17 protein-coding genes are annotated in these 15,495 nt (G+C 36.9%); 2 read left to right on the top strand and 15 right to left on the bottom strand.

Annotated elements, in window-relative coordinates; translation table 11 throughout:
- Positions 1-42: 42 nt before the first annotated feature.
- The 9 genes from J0M15_04600 to J0M15_04560 all read right to left on the bottom strand — a co-directional run bounded on the left by J0M15_04600 (position 43) and on the right by J0M15_04560 (position 9,799).
- Entirely contained in the window at positions 43-1,365 is a 1,323-nt protein-coding gene (locus J0M15_04600) for a FliI/YscN family ATPase (protein MBN8536306.1), read from the bottom strand.
- A complete protein-coding gene (locus J0M15_04595; GenBank protein MBN8536305.1) occupies positions 1,358-2,137 on the bottom strand; it encodes a flagellar assembly protein in 780 nt (259 codons plus the stop codon). The genes J0M15_04600 and J0M15_04595 overlap by 8 nt, the downstream gene beginning before the upstream one ends.
- The gene (fliG, locus tag J0M15_04590) at positions 2,124-3,158 is read right to left on the bottom strand and encodes a flagellar motor switch protein FliG (GenBank protein ID MBN8536304.1); all 1,035 of its coding nucleotides are present in this window, start codon (positions 3,156-3,158) and stop codon (positions 2,124-2,126) included. The genes J0M15_04595 and fliG overlap by 14 nt, the downstream gene beginning before the upstream one ends.
- Positions 3,155-4,810: a flagellar M-ring protein FliF gene (gene fliF, locus J0M15_04585; GenBank protein MBN8536303.1), complete on the bottom strand. Its 1,656-nt coding sequence runs from the start codon at positions 4,808-4,810 to the stop codon at positions 3,155-3,157. The genes fliG and fliF overlap by 4 nt, the downstream gene beginning before the upstream one ends.
- Positions 4,811-4,822: 12 nt before the next feature.
- Positions 4,823-5,188, bottom strand: coding sequence for a flagellar hook-basal body complex protein FliE (gene fliE, locus J0M15_04580; protein ID MBN8536302.1), 366 nt, complete (start codon positions 5,186-5,188; stop codon positions 4,823-4,825).
- 168 nt (positions 5,189-5,356) lie between these two features.
- Positions 5,357-5,800, bottom strand: coding sequence for a flagellar basal body rod protein FlgC (flgC, locus tag J0M15_04575; GenBank protein ID MBN8536301.1), 444 nt, complete (start codon positions 5,798-5,800; stop codon positions 5,357-5,359).
- Between the two features lie 7 nt (positions 5,801-5,807).
- Complete coding sequence (gene flgB, locus J0M15_04570; GenBank protein ID MBN8536300.1) at positions 5,808-6,212, bottom strand: flagellar basal body rod protein FlgB; 405 nt, start codon at positions 6,210-6,212, stop codon at positions 5,808-5,810.
- Positions 6,209-7,069, bottom strand: coding sequence for a sigma-54-dependent Fis family transcriptional regulator (locus J0M15_04565; protein MBN8536299.1), 861 nt, complete (start codon positions 7,067-7,069; stop codon positions 6,209-6,211). Before J0M15_04565 ends, flgB begins: the two co-directional genes overlap by 4 nt.
- 9 nt (positions 7,070-7,078) lie before the next feature.
- Complete coding sequence (locus J0M15_04560) at positions 7,079-9,799, bottom strand: tetratricopeptide repeat protein (protein MBN8536298.1); 2,721 nt, start codon at positions 9,797-9,799, stop codon at positions 7,079-7,081.
- Between the two features lie 232 nt (positions 9,800-10,031).
- On the opposite strand from J0M15_04560, the gene J0M15_04555 reads away from it, so the two are divergent.
- Entirely contained in the window at positions 10,032-10,250 is a 219-nt protein-coding gene (locus tag J0M15_04555) for a hypothetical protein (protein ID MBN8536297.1), read from the top strand.
- Positions 10,251-10,455: 205 nt separating this feature from the next.
- Here J0M15_04555 and J0M15_04550 read toward each other — a convergent pair whose 3' ends face one another.
- Positions 10,456-11,640, bottom strand: coding sequence for a HipA domain-containing protein (locus J0M15_04550; GenBank protein MBN8536296.1), 1,185 nt, complete (start codon positions 11,638-11,640; stop codon positions 10,456-10,458).
- Positions 11,641-11,642: 2 nt separating this feature from the next.
- On the bottom strand, positions 11,643-11,924 hold the full coding sequence (locus J0M15_04545) for a helix-turn-helix transcriptional regulator (protein ID MBN8536295.1): 282 nt from the start codon (positions 11,922-11,924) through the stop codon (positions 11,643-11,645).
- 68 nt (positions 11,925-11,992) lie between these two features.
- On the opposite strand from J0M15_04545, the gene J0M15_04540 reads away from it, so the two are divergent.
- Positions 11,993-12,310 carry a hypothetical protein gene (locus tag J0M15_04540; GenBank protein ID MBN8536294.1) on the top strand — a complete coding sequence of 106 codons (318 nt, stop codon included), beginning with the start codon at positions 11,993-11,995 and terminating at the stop codon, positions 12,308-12,310.
- Positions 12,311-12,797: 487 nt separating this feature from the next.
- Here the strand turns inward: J0M15_04540 and J0M15_04535 are convergent, their stop codons facing one another.
- The 4 genes from J0M15_04535 to J0M15_04520 all read right to left on the bottom strand — a co-directional run bounded on the left by J0M15_04535 (position 12,798) and on the right by J0M15_04520 (position 15,432).
- Complete coding sequence (locus J0M15_04535; protein ID MBN8536293.1) at positions 12,798-14,108, bottom strand: type II toxin-antitoxin system HipA family toxin; 1,311 nt, start codon at positions 14,106-14,108, stop codon at positions 12,798-12,800.
- The gene (locus J0M15_04530; GenBank protein MBN8536292.1) at positions 14,098-14,439 is read right to left on the bottom strand and encodes a helix-turn-helix domain-containing protein; all 342 of its coding nucleotides are present in this window, start codon (positions 14,437-14,439) and stop codon (positions 14,098-14,100) included. Before J0M15_04530 ends, J0M15_04535 begins: the two co-directional genes overlap by 11 nt.
- Positions 14,440-15,037: 598 nt before the next feature.
- Positions 15,038-15,229, bottom strand: a complete 192-nt coding sequence (locus tag J0M15_04525; GenBank protein ID MBN8536291.1) for a hypothetical protein — start codon at positions 15,227-15,229, stop codon at positions 15,038-15,040.
- Complete coding sequence (locus J0M15_04520; protein ID MBN8536290.1) at positions 15,226-15,432, bottom strand: hypothetical protein; 207 nt, start codon at positions 15,430-15,432, stop codon at positions 15,226-15,228. The genes J0M15_04525 and J0M15_04520 overlap by 4 nt, the downstream gene beginning before the upstream one ends.
- Positions 15,433-15,495 lie beyond the last annotated feature (63 nt).

The raw sequence follows: 15,495 nt of genomic DNA, 5'->3' as shown, positions 1-15,495 counted from the left end.
ACCGACGAGAACGAAGAGTTGAGTCCTATGAGTGACCACTGATTATTGACCAACAAATAATTGCTGTAAAAGTCTCATCGTCTGGGCATAACGAGTTCCATCTTCAACCCTTTGTCGCAAAAATTCATTGATGGGATCAATCAATTTAATTGCCTTATCAATTTTCGGATTAGCCCCTGGCTTGTAGGCACCAATATTAATTAGATCCTCTGCATCTTTATAAACTGCTAGAGTTTCTCTTATTCTTTGAGCTAACTTTTGGTGCTCCAATTGGGTAACATTCTTCATCACTCTGGACGCGCTTGCAAGGATATCAATTGAAGGGAAATGCCCCTTTTGCGCCAGTTGCCTTGAAAGAACGATATGTCCATCCACAATAGATCTTACAGAATCTCCGATGGGATCATTCATATCATCGCCCTCAACAAGAGTCGTGTACAAACCCGTAATACTTCCTTGATTTTCAAAGTTTCCAGCTCTCTCGAGTAATTTAGGAAGATGTGCAAACACACTTGGGGTGTAGCCCTTAGATGAGGGTGGCTCTCCTGTACTTAATCCAATTTCTCTTTGTGCCATTGCAAAACGCGTGACCGAGTCCATCATCAATAATACATTTTTTCCTAATCCACAAAAATACTCAGCTATCGCTGTAGCCACAAAGGCCCCCCGCATTCGTATCAATGGACTTTGGTCACTGGTAACACAAACAATCACTGACTTTTTCATCCCCTCAAGGCCTAGATCATTTTCGATAAATTCTCTCACCTCTCGACCACGCTCTCCGATGAGGGCAATAACATTGATATCTGCATTCGTATATCTAGCCATCATTCCTAGAAGCACCGATTTTCCAACTCCTGACCCCGCCATAATAGCTACCCGTTGACCTAACCCCACCGTCAGACAAGAATTGATGGCTCTCACACCTAAATCCAGCGATTGATTAATGGGCTTACGTTGCAAGGGATTGACAACTTCTGCATATAAGGACTTTTCTTGGAAATCCTCTATCGGAGGCAACCCATCTAAAGGTTGACCTAGGCCATCAACCACTCTACCGATAAGTTCCTGCCCGACCCTGATGGTTGCAATTTGTTTAGATAAAACAATTTTAGCCCCTAGCCCCACTCCACGCATATCATTTAATGGCATCATCAAAACATCTTTATCTTTAAATCCAACAACTTCAGCTAAAAAAAATTTTTCGGTACCATGTGGGAAAATTTCAACAATACTTCCAATCGCCGCACCAGGAAGATAACCCTTAATAATCATTCCTACGACTTCTTTTACCTTTCCACTATCTTTCGAAAGGTGAATGTTTGAAATTAAATGGCTATACTTTTCAAAATTGATTTCATTCATATTTTAGTTCATTCTTTACCTTAGGCAGAGATTCCTTAAGGTTGTTCCATAACTTTTCCAATCGCTGTTCTGTTCTTGAATCTACTTCTCCGTAATTTGTTTGAACAATACACCCACCGGCAGTGATGCTTTCATTTGGTTCAAGGGTAATCTTTCGCAAAAAATCAAATTCTCGAGCTGTTTGTTTCTTTAAGTCTTCTATAAACTCAAACTGAGATTTTGATACTTGAACAACGACATTCTCTTCGTCTTGTGCTAGACTCAATGATTGCCTCATCACATCCACCAAAATATTATTGTCAAGTTCAACGTGCCGTAACGATACCCTTTCGACCATATGATAAATGAGCCTGACTAAATGAGATTCATTATGGATTTCTAAGTCTTTTTTAATTTGGGTTAATCTTTCCATGAGGCTTTCAAATTCGTCCAATTTAGAAATCAATTCAGAATTTTTTTCTTGATAGGCTTTTTTTAGTCCCTCATCTAATCCTAATTCATAACCTTCTTTGTAAGAATTCTCTTGAATATCTTGAATTTTATTTAGAGCCAACTCTTCAGCCATTTTATCAATATTTTCACTTTGCAACTGATCAACACCCGTTTGTATTTGAATTACAGGATTCATTAAAAAGTCGGACCCCTTTTTCCTTTCTTCCATATACTCTAAAGCTTGAAGAGAAGTTCCCAGATCGAATTTTGCAGGAGTAAACTCCATGACCCTGCTTTCAGCTAACTCTTTTTTTAAGACAGAACGATTATACCATGGCATCTTCAGAACCGCCTCTTGCAATTAATATTTTACCTTCCGCTTCAAGTCTTCGAGCAACGTTTACAATTTCCTGCTGTGCTCTTTCAACATCTGAAAGCCTAGAAGGACCCATACTCGTTAAATCTTCTTTTAACATTTCAGCAGCACGACCTGATAGATTTTTAAATATTTTTTGCTTAATGTCCTCATTGGCTGTTTTAAGTGCTAAGATTAGTTTATCGTTAGGCACTTCTTTCAACAATGTTTGAATTCCACGATCATCGATTTTACTGATATCCTCAAATACAAACATCAGCTTTCGAATCTCTTCAGCTAAAAGAGGATCTTTCTCTTCCAATCGAGACATAATGGATGTTTCGGTATTTTTATCCATCACATTGAGCATCTCTGCTACGGGTTGGACACCTCCAAGAGTAGACTGTTCAACGCTGGCTGTGTTTGCTAATTGGTTCTTTAATACTTTGTCGATCTCTAAAATCAATTCAGGATCCACATGCTCTAGATTTGCCATTCGCAAAACTACTTCTGCCTGCAAGGTTTCTGGCAAACGCTTTAAAACTTCACCTTTTTTCTCTGGCTCCAGGTGAGCGACAATCACTGCCACCGTCTGCGGGTGCTCATTAACCAGGAAATTTGCCAATGATTTAGCATCCACCATCTCTAATGACTCTAGAGACCGAGAATTTCCCGCAGTGATATTTAAACCGCCAAGAATCCCTCGAGCCCTATCTTCACCTAAGGCATCGACAATGCTGTCCTTGCTGGATATCGTTTCAGAAAAAATATAGTCATCAGTTTCGCTGATCATCTCATAAAACTCTTCCAGAATTTTTTTAGTTACATGAACGGGAACCACGCGAAATTTATTCATCACATTTATCAGCTTTCGGATATCAGCGTCTTCCATGCGTTTTAATAAGATTTTCACTGCATCTTTACCTAGATAATTCAGTAAAATGGCTGCTTTATCAAAGCCCTTTAAACTATCATATTCTACCATTTCAGGTTTATAGACCTTCATGCTTTTTCATCCTTTCGAACTAACCACATACCAAAAGCATTAGCGGCTTTTTCTTCATCTTTTTGCATAATTGTTAATATCCTATCTTTTAATAATTCAGACTCAGCCTTTTCAGGGTCCATTGATTCCTGCAACACCGGCAAGGCAGCTGACATCCCAGGAAGCGTGCTATCAACAGCCTGTAGCTCTTCAAGTTCCTCGATGGTTCTTGGCAACATTTCATCGACAGAATCTTGAAATGAATCCGTAATCCACTGCATGAATGGCCTGACCACAATGATGAAAAATAAAATTAAAGAAAATGCCAATAAGGCCCACTTAAATATCGCTTGCAATAATTTTCGCTTCTCTAAATTTGTTAATAGCTTTTCAGCTTCAGAAAAATCCTCAGGCTGAAATTGAATATTCTCAATCTTAACCGAATCACCCCTCGCGGAATTAAATCCAATTGCATTTTTGACCACAGTTTCATATTTTTGCAGTTCATCTTGAGTTCTTGGAACATATTTCAGCTCTTCAACTCCCTGGGTGTTCTTAATATTTTGAAAGGTTCCGTCAACAACCACCGCCACCGATATTTTTTCTAAATTACCTGCGGCTTCCTTTACATTTCTTACGGTTTTTGGAACTTCATAATTAGTCGTTTTAATTTCTTTTTTCACATCTTGTTTAAAACCGACTTGACCAGCGTCTTCAGCTCCCGGAAGATTGCTTCTAGAACCAGGGACTCCCGCTGGGTTTACCCGTGAACCATCCAAGGACTCTTCTTCACTTTGTTGGGCACGAATAGCTGTTTTTTCTGGATCCACAATTTCTTCTACGGAAGAAATTATTTTATTATTTAGCGTGGCATTTACCTTAGCTACAACTTTTGATTGCCCAACCACTTTTGCTAAAATACTTTCAATTCTGGCTTCATATTCTTTTTCTATCTTGCTCTTAAGATCTAAAATTTCATTTGAACCGGCAGTGCTGCCATCACCTTGCTTTGTTAAAACTTTACCACGCTCATCCAATACCGTCACATTATCTGGATCCATACCTTCAACCGCATTAGCAACTAAGTACCGAATCCCTCTTATTTGATCGGGACCCAGTTCTTTTCCTTGATGAAGTTCGACAACCACAGAGGCAGAAGGTTTTCCCCCTTCCTCTAAAAATGTTTTTTTATTTGGTAGGGCTAAAAGAACTTTAGATTGTTTTACCGCTGTTAAGGTATTTATGGCTCTAATCAATTCACCCTGGATGGCCCTTTGAAAATTTATTTTCTGCGCATAGGAATTAATTCCGAAATCTTGTTTATCAAAAATTTCAAGACCAATGCTTCCCATTTTAGCTGAACCAATTTCTGCCATCAACGTCATTTGTGTTGAGTGCAATAAATCTTTAGGAACAAAAATAGTTTTACCATCTTCCTTGAGTTGAAAAGGCACGTTTTTTTCATTTAATTTTTGAACAATTAAGGGCATTTGTTCATTAGGTATTTGGGTTAACAAAGGGACATAATCTTTCCCTGAGACCATCATAAATATGACCACCACTACCACCACAGCAATAATAGAAACCATGATTACTGATAACCGTTTAGTTGGACCTAAATTTTTAAAAAATTCACGGTATTGAACTAATATACCTGCAAAAATTTTATTCACAACACTTCCCTTCTATACCTGCATTTTCATAATTTCATTATAAGCATCAATTATTTTATTCCTTACTTGAACCATAACTCTTAATCCAATATCTGCTTTCTCGGCTGCAATCATCACATCAGCCACATTATCCGTCTTCCCCGTAGCCAAATCCTGAGCCGCCTTATCACTTGTTTTTTGCAACTGATTGACACCTTTGATAGCCTCGTTCAAAGTATCTGAAAAAGATTTTCCAACGATTTGATTATCGGGAGCAATACTTCCATTTAAATCTTTGTTTTTATCAACGATAGCATTATCTACTTTTAAAGATCTTTGATCTAAATAAGAACCAGAATTTAAAAATTGATTGGAATTTTTAACTGTAAACCCGTCCATGGATCCTCACTTTATAGTTTATTTTATCTTAAAAATCGAATTGCTTAAAGGGACAATTCATAAATCTGGCCCAATCTCCAAGAGCGACTGAGGCTTGGCGAAGCCAGGTCGCAAGGTGTCCGACCGACGAGAACGAAGAGTTGAGACATAGGCTTAACCCCTGTCTCACTATCGACCAATTTCAAGAGCACTCAATGCCATGTCTTTGGATGCCTGAAGTGCAGAGACGTTGGCTTCGTAGGCTCTAGTTGCCTGGATCATATTTGTCATTTCTTCCATTAGGTTTATATTTGGATAGGCGACATAACCATCGGGATTTGCGTCTGGATGATCAGGTTCATATTTTAACAAGGGAGCTTTCCTGTCAGAGATCACGTCAGAGACTTGCACTCTTTGCATGTTCGATTTCGGATTCGTGGAAGTCAAAATTTCTCCGAAATTTTTGGTATCAGGCATGGCCTCGAAAACCACATCTTTTCGTCTATAGGGCCCACCCTCTGGAGTTTGTGTCGTATTTATATTTGCAATATTTGAAGAAATGGTATTTAAACGAGTTCGTTGCGCTGTCATTCCACTACCAGATATTCTCATTCCTGAAATAAAATCAGCCATAGTCTACCTATCTTCCTTCACTTGCGGCATATTTAAGTGCCGCCATTTTTTTATTTATCAATTGTAAGGCCGCTTTATATAAAACAGCATTTTCTGACAGGGCAGACATTTCTTTTTCTAGGTCAACGGTATTGCCATCATTGTTGACGGCTCCTTCAGGATTTTCATAAATATCAGGTCTGACTTTAGCTGTCTTTCCACCCACGATCATATGATCTCCATGGCTTGTCGACATGTTCTTTAAACCTTCCAAATCGATGGCCCGAGATAGAGCTTCTTCAAAATCCAGTTTCTTAGCATGATATCCTGGAGTTTCCGCATTCGCAATATTTGATGAAGTCACATTATGCCTTAATTGCCTCATCCCTAAAGATGTTTGCAGCGCCGAGGTCGTTTTATCAAATAAACTCATAGAATCCCCGCTTCTTTATATTCGTTGATTTTATTCCTCAAGGTTCTAATGCTAATTCCAAGGATATGAGCCGCCTTGGTTCGGTTATTTTCAGTATGTTCAAGAGTTTGCAGGATCAAGCGTTTCTCCACTTCAGACAAAGACATACCCATACTTAAATTCAAAGATGAGTGTTTTTGAAAGTCATCAAACCTAATATGTTTTTCACTAATAACATTTTCTTGCGAAAGTATGACGGCTCTTTCCATAACGCTTTCCAGTTCAGAGATATTACCAGGCCAAAAGTACATACTCAATTTTTGTAGGGCCTCCGGAGTGAGACTCAGAGGACCCTTTTTATAATTAGGTGCAAACAATTGAGCGTACCAATTTGCCAGAACGGGAATATCTTCTGAAATTTCTTTCAGAGAAGGCAACTCAATTTTAAAAACAGTTAGCTTATAGTACAAATCTTGACGTAGCAGACCTTCTTTCGCTATTTCGGTTAAATTTCTTGTCGAGGTCGATAAAATAACTGGCTTCGAGATCAATCCGCTTTTTTGAATATACTGTGCCAAACACGTTTGATTTTCCTTATGCAAATATTCTATATTTTCTAACAAAATATAGCGAAAAGAATTTTTTTCTAACACTTCTTTAAAAAGGCCTTCATCCATTTCCTTGATATCTAATCTTAATACTTGACCACTGATATTTGACTTTTCTATAAGGTAATTCATCCATGCTGATTTTCCAGAACCGGATGGTCCAAAAATATTTAAATTGGATTCAACGGGTATCAACGAATGAATTAACTTATTTATTTGCTCCATTTGTTCCGATTTGTATTGAATATTTTTTAAACCCAATTGACTCATATTTTCTCCTCAAGGTGTGTTTTTAGATGCGGGAAATCGATCGATAAATTTTTTATTTTCATTTTCCCATTCAAAGGAACGGATTTGTTCTTTAGCAATTTTCTTCCATGACTCCGAATTATCTCCCCTAAATTTAGCCCAGATTTCAGAGGCTTTTTGAATTTTTCCTATATCAAAATAAATCTTTCCCAACCGATACCTTATGGAGGCCATTGAGATCTTGTCTTCAAACTTATCAAGCAGTTTTTCATACCAAAAAATAGCTTGATCAAAATCCTTTTTTTCTTCATTGATACTGGCTAATTTTTCCAAAGACTTTCTATATAGATCGATACTTACCAAGTTGGTATCATCCATTAATGTCGCAATTTTATTTAGAGATTTTAAAGCCTCTTCCTTTTCCCCTTTTTTATATTGCAACTCACTCAATTTAAAATAAGGTTCAGCCACAAGAAAGGGCTGCCCCTTCCAATAAGTCAGCAGTTCAGTCAAATAAAGAATTGCCGTATCGAAGTCCCCTCGTTTTTCATAAAGCGAGGTGGATAGGATTATTCTGGCGATCTGATCTGATTCTGACAAGAGATTAGGCTCTTTTATCGCCTTTAAGTATTCAAATGCCTTGTTGTAATTTTTATTTTTGTCTTCAACTTCAGCCAGTCGTAAGTTTAGCAAGCTCTCTGAAGGTAGTTTTTCTTTCACGAGCTTTTCTCTACCCTCCCTGCTCCCTCGATAAGAATACACTTTATTTAAAACCTCAGAATAGTATTTTATGGCTGGCTCATAAACTCCACCTTGTTCATAGGCACGCCCTATCTGGTATTTTATATCTAGTCTTGTCGATGGTTTAAGCCAATTATCATAATATTCATTATATATCTTAAGTGCTGATAAGAAATCACCTGCTCCAACGCTTGTTTCAATTTTTTCAAAAATATTTGAAACAATTCTTTTAGAAAATAAATTTGTATCAACGATACTAGGATTTTGTTTATAATAAGTAATTAATAAATTTAGAGCTTTATCATAACTCTTTTTTTGCTGAAACCCTTCAGCAATGAGAACCGTTGCAAATTGTTGAATTCCTGGCAAGTCAGACCTCTTAATGAGCTCCGTAATTTCTTTTATCGTGCTATCCACTTCCTTCGGCTTCATTCCTTTCATTTTAGCAGTTAACAATCTGAGTCTAGCGACAATAGCAGACGGATTCTCTCCACTTCGAAAATAGGTTTCCAAGTAAGCTCCAATGACCTTTGTTTTATCGGCCCCCAGAATTTCAAGCAGTTCTCCCACTCGAGTCATTGCATAAGGAGATACATTATCTTGGGGAAACTTTTTTATGAACTCCCGGTAGGTGTTCAGACTCTCTTTATATTGTTCTAATAAAAATTGCGCTTGTGCTTGATTATAAAATGCATTGGGAAATTTCAATTCACTTTTAGGCCTTCTTGCAATCGCCGCTTTGTATTCCTTAATCGCTAAATCATATTTTTTTTGCCTTAACAAGACATCGCCTTTTCGATAAGCGGCTTCACTTTTTAAATCATCGAACACTGATGAATTTTCTAATTTGTCAAATTCTCGATAAGCGTCCTCAAACTGATTCAACTTTAAAAAGCTCAGACCTATTCCTAATGCGGATAAATCAGCAGAGTAAGAGCCCTTTTTATTCCATAATTCTTGACTCATGTGATTTTGAAATGACCTTAATGAGTTAAAATAATCTTTTTTTTCATAGGCTAAAATACCTAAAAGCATTGAATACTTTTCGGCCATGGGATGTTTTCCATCTTTATTTATAATCTCTCTCATTTTTTGTACAGCTAAGTCATAGTGGTGAGCATCATTCTTACTTTCCCACTCGCTCAAGTGAACTTGGATACTCATATTTTTCACAATGTCAGAATATTCCGATTCAGGATACTTTTCTTGAAACCAGTTATAGGTTTTAAAAAAAACTTGGGGTCTTTTATTATTCATCAATGTTTGTAAAAGCCTCACATGCTTATTTTCAGGTTCTTCCGTTGGAGCGATTTGAAACACGGTCTCAGCATTTTTAATTTTATTCCAATCCACGACAGGTAAATCAATATCTGGGAAAGGAATATAATAATTTTCCTTACTCATAATAATCGATTCTTCTTTGATTTCATAATCCTTCATCGAAAATCTTTCATAAAAAGGATCAGCGCCGTCATAGATCCCAGCAAGTTTATTTTTTTCCTGTTTCACCTGCGACAATACAGGTCCTTCAACCTCTAACTTCAGAAAATCAGCGGACGCGGGCGCCCTATTTTCTTTTGTCTCTGATTTGATTTTTTTTACATTTTGAGCTTTTGTATTTTTTTTCTCGGTAGGTTTTTGATACAAATCCACAATGAGTCGAGATGGCGATTCAACCAGATAATCGAAAATTTCTAAATCATTTGCCAATTCAAAACTAATCAAAGTTTTGTGGTCTTCTTGATTCTCTAAAACATTAATTTTTTTTAACAAGCTAGACTTAAATCTTAAAATATTTTTAATCGTTTCCATGTCAAGTGGATCAATCAAAATCTGAACGACTTGTGCTTTTTTATCAATTGAATAATTCCAAGAGTTTTTGCCAGAAAATTCTAAGTGAATCGTATCGTCCTGAAATATTATTTTTCCTTTAACCGTAGTCTCCTCAGCACTCTTTCCAAGGCTCAAATTAACTACGAGTAAGAAACCTATCAAAAAAAATTTTATCATTAAAATTACTAATTGCACTTTAGGTGCCAAAACAAACTCATATCAAAGTAGAGGAAAAAAATGCCTAAGATGCATTTAAAGAATTTTCATTTTCTAGACTGTCATCATTATGTCAGTCTGGTTTCTTGTTTTTGACATCTTTGACTAAATAAAATCTTTATTCAGTATTGGCATTGCGTAAAAACCCGAGGCAGCAAAAAATTTAATTTTTACGGCTCCATCGGAACCCTTTTTGATCACACCTCAAAAACAGGAGACCGGGTTTGGATTTCAAGAAAAACGGGAAATTCACCTAGATGTTGGGCTTGAACGATTCGGGCTTAATTCTTCTTTTCCTCAAAGAAAATCAAAAAAATCGCAGTTACTCAAGGAGCGCATCAGTACTGATGTTGTTCTTTCTGATGTCAACAGTGCCTTGTTTTTTTCTCAGTGGCACTACGCTGCTGTTTAAATTATAGTAGCCCTTCCCGGTTTTACTAATACCTGACAACAAGACAGGTCTCACTGACACCGGAAGGTCAGCAGTACTTGGCGAGATGTAAGGAAATTCTCTTTGCTATCAAAGTTTACCGATTTGTACCCTGAGCTGGATATTGAACTCAGTTGTGCAGATCGGACAGTAGATTTGGTTCGTGATGGGATTGATTGTGTCGTGCCTACAACAAGTGTTTGATTCTTTCCTTAAAAAACTGATTGAGAAATTTCCCTTTTTTCTTAGCCAGAGGGAAAGAAAAAAAATGTTGATAGTTCTTTTCAAACTGGCTAACTAATTTTTCCAACATTGAAACTGTAGCGGCTTCTGGAATATCATATCTCTGACCGAACTCGATAAAGTTTTTCTTTTTTAAATTTTGGTTTTTACCTAAAAACATTAACGCCATTTTCTGATCACCGTACAAAGCCGTGCAAACCAAATCATAGCATGGTGTCAGCTTGCAAATATCACTTTCTGATTTTTGAGTCAGACTTATATTTTTTGCATGCAAATCTCCATTGCCTATTAAATAAGAAAAAGCTTTTAACTTTAAAAGATTTAAAACTTCGATCTCTGGACTTGTTGCAAGGTTTGCAACCTCATCGGCAATTTCTTGAAAAGTCAGTCGGTATTTATCTGCAGGGTAACGATTTAAAAACTGACAAGCATCTTCTTGATGAAAACATTGCCATTTTTTTTCTAGCTTATTCCATTCGCGATCAAATCTTTCCACCAACAATGCTGGATTTTGTTTCGCGTCTTTAACAATTTGTGCTTTGTTTATACTAAGACCACAGGCTTTGGCTATTTCTATACACTGCCATTCATTTTGAATCACTTCTGGAAATTCAGTTGACGTTAATTTTAAAATATAACTTTTATTTCTTTTCTTTATTGTTGTCGGTAAAGAAATTCGATCTGCTGAAAGTTTATCTTGTACTCCTGCAATAGCATTGTGCCCAGGATCTTGTCCCTGATGAAGTTGCTCCTTGATAGAATTAAAGTCATTCAGCAAGTCCTCCATACTGGTCAAGGACTCGTCATTTTCGAAATGAATATCACCAATGGTTTGGCCTCCAGATGCCACAAGTATACTAAATAAATCATCTTGAGAGGTCTTTAATCTTTTAATTAAAGCTTTTAGTCTGAGCCCTTCTGGCAACAATCCTGCAAAGTATGGTGGCAGTCCGACTCCTTTAAATTCAATCTTTTTTTCTTCAGATGAAATTTTAAAAGTTAAGTTCTTTTTCGTTTTTTTAAATTCATCAGTCAATTCAATACAACAGCCATCGTTAGTTCTTTCCAGGTTTCCAACTAAAATTTCATTTTTAAAAATCTTTAGTTTATTAACGGCCTTTGAATCCATAGTTATTTTTCCCCGCTATTACTTTTTTTAACTGGTGTTTTTTCTGAAGGGATCACAAGTCCTAAGGCTCCTCTTTGAATATGTAATTCTATTCCTAAAACCTGAAGCACACGGAACACCTTACCAATATGAGCCGTAACTTTTCCAGCTTCAATTTGGCTTATGAAATTGATGCTGGTGTTAGTTATTTCACCAAGCTGTGTTTGCGTTAGCTGACACTGTTTACGTTCACGTTTTATTAGAAGCCCTAGATCTTTTATGGATGTATTAATGTTTTTTTTCATATGTTCGTATGAATATAACCTATTTTTTCAAAAAAATGAAATAATTTAACTATAATTCATACGATCAAGTGAATAATAAGACAAAAGTAGCGCTAAAATGGGTAAATTTAATAAATTCACACGATATCGTGAATAATGCTGGCTCAATAGCCGTCGTAGCGCTCTTTGAATCACAGCTTTACTTAACTACTTATATACCCGATAAATATGAAGTATTGAACTACTCTACTATTTCTCGGGAAACTGGTGTCGAGGTAGCAACAATTCAGAACTACTATGAGATTCTTGAAGAAACCCATTTTGGATTCCATCTTTCTGGATTCCATAAGTCCATTCGTAAGCAACAAAGGCAGTCACCAAAGTTTTATTTTTTTAATCTGCCCTAGTCTTCCACCGTCTTTTCAATTGCGGGGTGATTTATTATGAGTTCAGCTCGCAGTTCGTAAAATTATGAGTACACCCAACAGCTATTTTTTTAGCGACACCATTTACGCTTATAAAATTACGGAGCCCGCAACAAATAAAGAATCATGGCAATTAATTTTTATTCCGGACGATAAATTAGAGAAAGTTAGGGAAGTTAAAATTCGAAAAAAGTGTTGCTACAAATCTCCATTTTAAATGTCAGCAAAAAAAATAAGACTAATAAACTTGGCCAATCAACACATTTCGTTTTAATTTTGATCGATTTAAACAAGAGTCTTATCGTAGAAAAAGATTTGAGACTTTAAGAGAGCTAGCGTTTCTAAAGTCAAAGAACAGCACAAAGAATGTTGAAGGCGTTAAAAGCAAATCAGCTTTTTTAAGAAAATTTAGAATTTTTAAAACTTAGAAATATTATTTTCAAATTGAGATTTTTTTATCTTAACTTCGCTAAAAACTTCTAAATTTTTGTCCCAACTTTTCTAGATGTTGGCTATCACCCTCAAGATTTTCAAAAGCAAACCGGTTGAAAAACTGATGGGAGCTAAATAGTTTTCTATCAACTTCAGAGAGCTTCGATTCTTCGCAAGTCTCTTTCCAATTATCAATAATGATGTTAGCAATTTCTTCTATAATGGACATAGATTCTTTTCTTGATAGCTGAAAGTGCGAAGCTACAGCAATACACTCTCTCAATTGGCTCATTCGATTATTTCCATGAATAAGCATGCCTTGTGAAGCTTCGCCACCAGTGCGAGGTTGTGGGCATATGTCATAGGCTGGAGTCAGCTTTAACATTTTCCCATCCCAGAAGGCAGCATGGTTTCTGGCATGATCATCTGTGTTTCCGACCAAAATATTAATGACTAGACGTTTGTAAAGCTCCTTAAGGGTCTTTGAAGCCTCATAAAACGAATGCCTGATTTTTTCTGCTAGCAATTCATAGCTGGTATAGCGAACATCGACGATTTCATCAAATTCAAAAATGGTCAGAGCTGAAATCATATTTTTTCTCTGCCAACCTTTTTTTGTAGGGACGCGATCAAAGCGCTCAATAAGCAAAACATCTTTTTTCGAGGACTGTTCCAGTCTCACATTGGCAACTTCAATGCCAGCCTGCTTTGCCAAGCGCATGGCAATAAATTCAGCTTTGATTACGCTGAATAAATCCGAGGTCGAAGAAAATTTCGCGATATATTTTTTATCGGTATGATCAATAAGAGCTTTGGGTCGTGCGCCGCCAATAGGGCTGCCATGAAAAAGTGCCTGATCCAAGGCTTGGGTTAAAGGAATTCCTTTTTCCACTTTTTCTGCTGAGTGCAGAAGTTCATCAAGGGATGCGTGCAGAGATAGGCGTGGTTTGTATTCTGTGGGAGATGTTTGAAAATCAAGTGCGCCAATACGATCAGAGCCTGACTCTAATAAAAAAGTCAGCTCATCAAGTTGATGTTGGTCAATGGCTTTCCCTGTGACTCCATATTTTTTATTAATAATAACACGTCTTCCCCAGGCGTCAGGAGAGCCATCTCGTATACATCCTGGTATTGTTAAATTTCCTAACAGGGGTAACATGCCGGGCTTAAGAGGAAGCTCTGGTGTATAAATAGAAATTTTATTTGGTCTTTCTAAGTAGCTTTGACCATAATTAAAAACAAAAGACTTTCCATCTTGAGTCAGTTTTCCTGCGACGACGGGATTTACTTCATCAGGCAGCCAAATCCAAACATAAGCTTCATTATAAGTTTTAGATTTAGAAGGCATCATCTACTTCCTTTTTCTTTTTATGAATGCTTTTAGGAAGAAGTGCGAGCTTATCATTTATACGTTCAATGCTGGGTGAAAGAGAAAAAGAAGAGTCCGCCCCAAATAGAGGAACTCCAACGATGGTGGCAACTTCAAAGTATAATCCCAGTTCGCACTTAGGATCACCCTTTTCGATTTTCTGTAAAGTGACGCGCGAAATGCCAGCACGGTCCGCAAGATCTGTTTCGGTGAGGAAGCGCTCTTTGCGGCCCAATTGGATATGCTTACCAAGTAAAATGGCTGCTTCTTTGGTGTGTCTTGAATAGACTCTTTCTTTCTTCGCTTTCATACTTATAGTATCGGCTGTTTTTTGGAAAAATCAACTAAACTGCATATTATAATATACATAATATACAACTATGAACATTATAATATACAATCGGCGTGATTTTTGCTGAGCACTATATGCTACATCGGCGATTATGTTGTTTAACCAACGGTGTTTCAAATTGAAAACTTCAACCTCTTGAATTCATTGAACAATTTAATATAATTTCAAAAATTCTTAACAAGTATTGATAATTACCGCGCGTAGTAATTCATAGATGTTAAGACTGCATTTTGAGGTCATTAGGGCTTTTTTGGGGGGCTAGGACGTGACTGAACTAGATCTGCCATTTTTATCAATTTGAAACATTCTGGTTTTTAAGTGTTGGCGCCAGAGAAATTTACCAACATGGATTTGGTAAGGGAGCCTAGCTTGCGTATTACTTCGCAAGTCGCTGCATTGACAGCGCGGAGACATCTTTCGCAAAATCAAAGAAAGTTAAAAGTATCCATGCAATAACTTGCAAGTGGATCTAGGTTTGCCAATAGCAGTGTGGGTCCTTCAGGACAAACCATCGCTGAAAGTTTAAAATCACAAGCTTAGGGTTTTGAGTCTGCGACTATGAATGTGCAAAATGCTTCGAGTTTGGCGCAACAAGCTGAAGGTGCACTGAATGAACCCACTGAACAGCAGCGTCTAGCTCATCTATAAATTTATCGACAAATTTTATATCATACTCATTTGAATTATAAATATGATCTTCAATGTGGAGTCGATCATCTTCAAATTGCTGGGTCTTAACAATCTTCATTTTTTAAATCTTTTCAAACGATCTTTATCGCCAATTTTATATTCGATGATTTCACCTCTTAAAGCTTGGTTGGCAGAGAGCAAGCTTTTTTGTAGCGAAGAAATCTCATTCAATAACCCTTCGTAGTATTCCTCAGACATTAAAACGCAGGCATTACCTTCACGCTTTTGAATACGTAAGGGCTTTTCATCAGCCATATCCATATATTCTTTTAAGTTAGCCCTAAATGTTCTTGGGGACGTTGATTCCCTGTCAACCCCTTAATT

The sequence above is a fragment of the Deltaproteobacteria bacterium genome (genome assembly GCA_017302835.1).
Lineage (GTDB): Bacteria > Bdellovibrionota > Bdellovibrionia > Bdellovibrionales > Bdellovibrionaceae > UBA2316.
The sequence above is the reverse complement of the archived record's forward strand: the minus strand, read 5'-3'. Positions and strand labels throughout refer to the sequence as shown.

Excerpts from the sequence above, each read along its gene's own strand:
- J0M15_04600 (MBN8536306.1), bottom strand. The coding sequence starts at position 1,365 with ATGAATGAAATCAATTTTGAAAAGTATAGCCATTTAATTTCAAACATT.
- J0M15_04595 (MBN8536305.1), bottom strand. The coding sequence starts at position 2,137 with ATGCCATGGTATAATCGTTCTGTCTTAAAAAAAGAGTTAGCTGAAAGC.
- fliG (MBN8536304.1), bottom strand. The coding sequence starts at position 3,158 with ATGAAGGTCTATAAACCTGAAATGGTAGAATATGATAGTTTAAAGGGC.
- fliE (MBN8536302.1), bottom strand. The coding sequence starts at position 5,188 with ATGGACGGGTTTACAGTTAAAAATTCCAATCAATTTTTAAATTCTGGT.
- flgC (MBN8536301.1), bottom strand. The coding sequence starts at position 5,800 with ATGGCTGATTTTATTTCAGGAATGAGAATATCTGGTAGTGGAATGACA.
- flgB (MBN8536300.1), bottom strand. The coding sequence starts at position 6,212 with ATGAGTTTATTTGATAAAACGACCTCGGCGCTGCAAACATCTTTAGGG.
- J0M15_04565 (MBN8536299.1), bottom strand. The coding sequence starts at position 7,069 with ATGAGTCAATTGGGTTTAAAAAATATTCAATACAAATCGGAACAAATG.
- J0M15_04560 (MBN8536298.1), bottom strand. The coding sequence starts at position 9,799 with ATGATAAAATTTTTTTTGATAGGTTTCTTACTCGTAGTTAATTTGAGC.
- J0M15_04550 (MBN8536296.1), bottom strand. The coding sequence starts at position 11,640 with ATGGATTCAAAGGCCGTTAATAAACTAAAGATTTTTAAAAATGAAATT.
- J0M15_04545 (MBN8536295.1), bottom strand. The coding sequence starts at position 11,924 with ATGAAAAAAAACATTAATACATCCATAAAAGATCTAGGGCTTCTAATA.
- J0M15_04535 (MBN8536293.1), bottom strand. The coding sequence starts at position 14,108 with ATGCCTTCTAAATCTAAAACTTATAATGAAGCTTATGTTTGGATTTGG.
- J0M15_04530 (MBN8536292.1), bottom strand. The coding sequence starts at position 14,439 with ATGAAAGCGAAGAAAGAAAGAGTCTATTCAAGACACACCAAAGAAGCA.
- J0M15_04525 (MBN8536291.1), bottom strand. The coding sequence starts at position 15,229 with ATGAAGATTGTTAAGACCCAGCAATTTGAAGATGATCGACTCCACATT.
- J0M15_04520 (MBN8536290.1), bottom strand. The coding sequence starts at position 15,432 with ATGGATATGGCTGATGAAAAGCCCTTACGTATTCAAAAGCGTGAAGGT.